Below are 4,798 nucleotides of genomic sequence, written 5' to 3'. Positions count from 1 at the left end.
TTTTTTGCGATCGCATTCACTACAAACGTGATCACCAAGTTTTAAAAATGCAAATAGCCACCAAAAACACTACTTCGCGGTGGCTAAATTACCAAATAGGTTAAAGTCATCATGCCAGAAAATAGTAATAAAATCAATATCCCTTGGACACAAGAACACGAAGCATACTGTTACCAGCATCGTATTAGCCCGGCCGCCAAATCTCTATGGCAGTGGCTAATGTTAGAGGGTGAGATATCAGAAGAAGTTGAACCAGATTTATCAGCATTCAACAACTGGGTAGAGAAAGTTAGGGGCAAGGGATACGCTCATAATTACCTAAAAAAGATATTTGATCAGCTAGTAGAACATAGAGTCATACAAGTAGTTAAACAGTACAGTTGGAAGATATTTAAGTTACTTGTGCGACCTCTTGAATGGTTGAAGCCACCTAAAAAGCGGCGAGAAAAAAAGTTACACAACCATAATTATAGTTACGATTTAGACCCCTCAAACCAACAATCTTCCGTTCCGAGTAATACTCAGCAGCAGCCTTCTAATATTGATGACAACTTAGCCACTCTTGCTGAGAACGGTATCAATTTTGACGATGGTATTAAAGAGGTTCTAGAACGTCCTAAACACGAAATAAAGCTAGCAATTTTAATGTTTAACCTTCGGGGTGGTTTCGACAAGATAGAGAACCCTGAAGGCTTTATTCGTGACTGTTTGCGTGGTCGTTGGTGGGAAGCTCCACGAAATAACAATCTTTTACTCAAGAAGTTTGGGAACTCTACAGAATGGGATGAATTATTCCCTTCTGATAATCTCCACCTATAAAAAAACCTGCCAAATTGGCAGGAATCAATTAAACACAGATTAATTATGACTGAACAATTAACACTGTTTAATCTTGCTCCAAGGCAAGTTATTAAAACAGTCACAGACCCATACTGGGATGAGATTGTCTTATCACCTGGTTTTGTTGAAGTAGATGGCCAAGTCAGTTTGTTCTACGACGATAGCCAAGACCCTCCAGAACCAGAAGATTACCCAACACTCCAGGATTATGAAATTGCTTGGAATGAATGGGAGAAGAAATTCCCGCACTTGGTAGCCGATGCCCAAGTAATGAGTGTTCGGGAGCAAGTAATACAGACTACTCTGAATACTGAAATTGTTCGGGAGCAGAAATTAAACACTGATCAAGTTGCTCCCGAACACACCCATTGGGTTGAGGAGTATTGGGTGAAACGCTGTGAGAAAAAATATAAATATTACCGTTATTGCTGGATGCAAGGTAGAAAGATTCACCGATGCCACATTGGTAGTGTGCGGTTGGCCGCGGTGCTGGAGAAAAAACAGGCCGTAGAAATTGCGATCGCAGATGGTCAAAACCCTGTAGAAATTAATCAGATGCTACGAGGTTTAAAATGAATCGTCCAGACTGTCCACGTTGTAAGGGTTGTATGGTTTATAAAAATGGTTCTAATAAGCTAAATGACGGTAGTGTAGTACAGCGTTGGTTTTGCCAGACTTGCCGCAAGACATTCCAGCCGGCCAAATCTCAATCATGAAAAATGCGATCGCAACTAAACCAGAAATTGTGATCGCATTAGAAGCATCAATGAATTTACAAGTCTTCTGAAGATACTAATATACTCAGGGAAGCATTGATTGGGGATAAAGTTCATCAACTTCATTCCAAGCCTCATCACTCAAAGATTGCAGTATGATTGCCAAATCACAAGGATGGTCATACTTCCCCAGCTGCATCTGTACATAAAATTCTTCAATTTTGGCGAATAGTTCATTTTTCATAAAGTTGCGATCGCTTCCTTCACGTCATCGTCAGTTACTTCGATATAACGGGAAAGCACCTTTAAATCGGTGTGTCCCGTAGCTTTCTTGATAGTGGACAAACTCACACCACGCTTGGCTAATTTGGTGATAAAACTGCGGCGGGTGGAGTGAGTTGATATCCCCTTAGCGGATAAACCAGCCTGATCAACCGCATGACGTAGAATCATGTCAGCCCAACGCAGTGAAATCGGACTTTCACCAGTGCGATCGGGAAACAACCAAGTAGATTCAGAAGGCTGGTAACTAGACAGGCACTCACTCAGCACACCATGAACAGGAACTTGGCGAGTTTTACGCTTACCGTCAGGGGTGGCCTTCCGAGTCCTAGCGCGAAAATTGATCAATTCGCGCGGTGTTCCATCCGAGTTATAAACATCAGCAAGTTGCAGTTTGACGATTGCCCCCCATCGTTCACCTGTGTACCAAGCAATGTCTAAAAGCAATTTATATTTCTTGCTTTTAATTTGTTTACGGATTTTAGAATAATCATTATCAGTGAGAATAGCAGCTTGACCATTTCGGTTATTCTTCATATAACCTTTTTTCTTCTCTTAAGTTATTCCGGTTTTACCTAAATGCTTGGTCAAACCGGAATATTTTATTTTTTAGCTAACAGCTAAAAGTGCATCAATACTAGCTATCACAATAGTTTCACGTCCTCAGCAATTATTCTGCTTTTACATAAAACTGGAAGATTTACCAATTCTAAAATCGCGCTTACAACGGATTTATTCACTTCATCAAAAAATCCGAATTATGGCAGAACCAACATTAACTAATGTCTTCGGTGCGGGAGCAACCCAGGATGCAACCACACTGACAATATTGAAAGCAGACCTACCAGGACTAACAGCAAGCGCAAGCAATCCAGCAGAAGCTTTATTAACTGGAATATTGAAACGTGCTGCTGTTGCGTTGACCGATGCTAACCGTGATTTAAATATTGACCAATCCGTATTTGTTGACTTGAGCCAAACGCCATCATTCACAACTCGCGTCAACGGCAGTACAACCGAAACTTATATCAGGAATACTATTGCCGTCGAGTTAGATAAAGCTTATGGCACAGTCGAAATCGACCCAGACGATTATTAAACATGGAATTAACCCTACAAGAATTATTTGGGGTTAATGCTATACAGGATGATCAGGTTTTAGTAATCACTAAACCTGATTTACCCTTATTAACTCCTCAATCAAATAACACTGCTGAATCTTTATTGGTTGCAATCCTTATTAATGCCCTCGAAAAATTTCAGGGATTTATTGAAGATGAACAGGGACAATCGATAACAGATGAGAACAACAATCCCATTGAATTTGACAATAAAGACGCTTACGAATTTTTAAGTATATTCAACTGGGAGGCTTCATTCTCTCAAAGAAGTGAGCAAAATTTCATCAGAAATACCATTGTGATAGAGGAATTTACACCAGATGAAGATTAACCAATTCCCTGAGTCACTCGATTTATCAATTGATGATTTATTAATTATTTGGGACACATCAACAGGCACTACAAAAAAAATTAGTGCCGCATCTTTGCTAGATTGGCTATCTGCAAATATAAAAGTAGCGAGCAATATTTCTGGCATTGGAACAGCCACCGCTAGCTCATCATTTAATGCAAGCTTCCTCCCCATTAAGGCAACTGATGGAAGTACAGCAACCGATTGGGCATCATTGAATCAAACTAATCCTTGGATACAGATTGATTTCAGTTCATCCAAGAAAGTATCTCAAGTGAAGATTGCGGACAGAATCGGTCAAAGTGCCAGATGCAATGCTGGCACTCTTAGCTTTTCAGATGGTAGTAGTGTTGCGGTAACGGGGATATTGAACAACGGTACTTATAGCATCGTTGAATTTGCGACAAAAACTATTACTTGGGTGAGATTTACTGTGACGGCTGGAACAGGTACTAACGTAGGTTTATCTGAATTTCAAATAATAGGATACTAACCATGACATTACAGTGTAGTGGGGCGAGTAAAGCGAAAGTATCCTACAAAAATGAGAACGGTGTAGATTCAGTTTTTGAAACCACCAATGTTCCTATAACTGTTGAATGTGAAGTTATCCCAAGAACAGGAAGATACATCTACACGGTATTTTTTACTGGATATTTTGCTGGTAGTTGTAATGCTGGTAACGGTGAATATGGCGGTGAATTCACTGCGGATAGTTATACAACTGGAACAGATACACCGTTCCCTACTTATGAAAATTGCCCGGCTTTTAAATATGAATTTTTTATAGATGGCACTAAAACTTCACAGATAAAAGTAACGCCGGACAGAAGCATTTCACAGAGAAATAATCCTAATTATTCTGAAGGTGGCAAGTATCTAACAATAAAAAATGCTCAAGGTGTACAGATATTTAAAAAACAGGTAAAAGATTGCAATTATAAAATTTCTTGCGGTGATGATTGCCCAGACGGACAGATAAAATGCACTCATAATAAATACCCTGGTTACTGCTGCATCCCCTGTCAATCAACAGCATCAAAAATAAATAATTTAGCTTCTAAAACGAGGGCTAAATAATGGCTGAATGCAAAGATATAGATAGAGCATTAGTCAATCTTAGTAGAAAGATTGACGCTCAAAGCAAGTGCTGTAATGACGCAAAACAGGAACTAGGGCGATTAAGTAAGCGGATAGGCTCACTAGAAGGTAGGGTGAATAAGCTAGAACGCGCCGCAAATAAAGCTGTTAAACAAGGACAGCAAAAACCACAAGACTTAACAGCAATACTCAAGCGATTGAATGCACTAGAAAGCTATTGCTTGAGTGTAGAAAAGATTTTCACCGATTTAGAAAAATCATTCGGTGGAGTCATGAAGCAATTACTAGGCTTTATGGACTTCTTCTCATTTATTTTTAAATAATATGGTTGTCCCACTCCAAACTAAAAGCGGTGCTTTTTTGGCACGGCAAGCGGCAAAGTACGC

At 39.6% G+C, this 4,798-nt stretch carries 9 protein-coding genes; 7 read left to right on the top strand and 2 right to left on the bottom strand.

Translation table 11 applies throughout. From position 1 onward, the window contains the following. Nucleotides 1-111 precede the first annotated feature (111 nt). Both ACM0OR_RS27630 and ACM0OR_RS27625 read left to right on the top strand, forming a co-directional pair. Entirely contained in the window at nucleotides 112-819 is a 708-nt protein-coding gene (locus ACM0OR_RS27630) for a hypothetical protein (RefSeq protein ID WP_414579604.1), read from the top strand. Between the two features lie 45 nt (nucleotides 820-864). Beyond that, nucleotides 865-1,416, top strand: a complete 552-nt coding sequence (locus tag ACM0OR_RS27625) for a hypothetical protein (RefSeq protein WP_414579603.1) — start codon at nucleotides 865-867, stop codon at nucleotides 1,414-1,416. A 225-nt stretch (nucleotides 1,417-1,641) separates the two neighbouring features. On the opposite strand, the gene ACM0OR_RS27620 is transcribed toward ACM0OR_RS27625, so the two are convergent. Both ACM0OR_RS27620 and ACM0OR_RS27615 read right to left on the bottom strand, forming a co-directional pair. Beyond that, nucleotides 1,642-1,800 carry a hypothetical protein gene (locus ACM0OR_RS27620; RefSeq protein WP_414579602.1) on the bottom strand — a complete coding sequence of 53 codons (159 nt, stop codon included), beginning with the start codon at nucleotides 1,798-1,800 and terminating at the stop codon, nucleotides 1,642-1,644. Beyond that, nucleotides 1,797-2,375, bottom strand: coding sequence for a tyrosine-type recombinase/integrase (locus tag ACM0OR_RS27615; protein WP_414579600.1), 579 nt, complete (start codon nucleotides 2,373-2,375; stop codon nucleotides 1,797-1,799). The genes ACM0OR_RS27620 and ACM0OR_RS27615 overlap by 4 nt, the downstream gene beginning before the upstream one ends. 223 nt (nucleotides 2,376-2,598) lie before the next feature. On the opposite strand from ACM0OR_RS27615, the gene ACM0OR_RS27610 reads away from it, so the two are divergent. From ACM0OR_RS27610 to ACM0OR_RS27590, 5 genes are read left to right on the top strand one after another with little or no spacing between them, the layout of a single operon-like run. Further along, nucleotides 2,599-2,937, top strand: coding sequence for a hypothetical protein (locus ACM0OR_RS27610; protein ID WP_414579599.1), 339 nt, complete (start codon nucleotides 2,599-2,601; stop codon nucleotides 2,935-2,937). A gap of 2 nt (nucleotides 2,938-2,939) precedes the next feature. After that, a complete protein-coding gene (locus tag ACM0OR_RS27605) occupies nucleotides 2,940-3,290 on the top strand; it encodes a hypothetical protein (RefSeq protein WP_414579598.1) in 351 nt (116 codons plus the stop codon). Further along, nucleotides 3,280-3,804 (top strand): discoidin domain-containing protein, encoded by a 525-nt coding sequence (locus ACM0OR_RS27600; protein WP_414579597.1) that lies wholly within the window; start codon nucleotides 3,280-3,282, stop codon nucleotides 3,802-3,804. The genes ACM0OR_RS27605 and ACM0OR_RS27600 overlap by 11 nt, the downstream gene beginning before the upstream one ends. 2 nt (nucleotides 3,805-3,806) lie before the next feature. Further along, on the top strand, nucleotides 3,807-4,391 hold the full coding sequence (locus ACM0OR_RS27595) for a hypothetical protein (protein ID WP_414579595.1): 585 nt from the start codon (nucleotides 3,807-3,809) through the stop codon (nucleotides 4,389-4,391). After that, nucleotides 4,391-4,735, top strand: a complete 345-nt coding sequence (locus ACM0OR_RS27590; protein WP_414579594.1) for a hypothetical protein — start codon at nucleotides 4,391-4,393, stop codon at nucleotides 4,733-4,735. Before ACM0OR_RS27595 ends, ACM0OR_RS27590 begins: the two co-directional genes overlap by 1 nt. Nucleotides 4,736-4,798 lie beyond the last annotated feature (63 nt).

Source organism: Anabaena sp. CCY 9402-a, from assembly GCF_963920945.1.
In the GTDB taxonomy this organism is placed as follows: Bacteria; Cyanobacteriota; Cyanobacteriia; order Cyanobacteriales; family Nostocaceae; genus Trichormus; species Trichormus minutissimus.
The sequence above is the reverse complement of the archived record's forward strand: the minus strand, read 5'-3'. Positions and strand labels throughout refer to the sequence as shown.

Bases quoted from the DNA above. Each gene is read 5' to 3' on its own strand.
- ACM0OR_RS27630 (WP_414579604.1), top strand. From the start codon at position 112: ATGCCAGAAAATAGTAATAAAATCAATATCCCTTGGACACAAGAACAC.
- ACM0OR_RS27625 (WP_414579603.1), top strand. From the start codon at position 865: ATGACTGAACAATTAACACTGTTTAATCTTGCTCCAAGGCAAGTTATT.
- ACM0OR_RS27620 (WP_414579602.1), bottom strand. From the start codon at position 1,800: ATGAAAAATGAACTATTCGCCAAAATTGAAGAATTTTATGTACAGATG.
- ACM0OR_RS27615 (WP_414579600.1), bottom strand. From the start codon at position 2,375: ATGAAGAATAACCGAAATGGTCAAGCTGCTATTCTCACTGATAATGAT.
- ACM0OR_RS27610 (WP_414579599.1), top strand. From the start codon at position 2,599: ATGGCAGAACCAACATTAACTAATGTCTTCGGTGCGGGAGCAACCCAG.
- ACM0OR_RS27605 (WP_414579598.1), top strand. From the start codon at position 2,940: ATGGAATTAACCCTACAAGAATTATTTGGGGTTAATGCTATACAGGAT.
- ACM0OR_RS27600 (WP_414579597.1), top strand. From the start codon at position 3,280: ATGAAGATTAACCAATTCCCTGAGTCACTCGATTTATCAATTGATGAT.
- ACM0OR_RS27595 (WP_414579595.1), top strand. From the start codon at position 3,807: ATGACATTACAGTGTAGTGGGGCGAGTAAAGCGAAAGTATCCTACAAA.
- ACM0OR_RS27590 (WP_414579594.1), top strand. From the start codon at position 4,391: ATGGCTGAATGCAAAGATATAGATAGAGCATTAGTCAATCTTAGTAGA.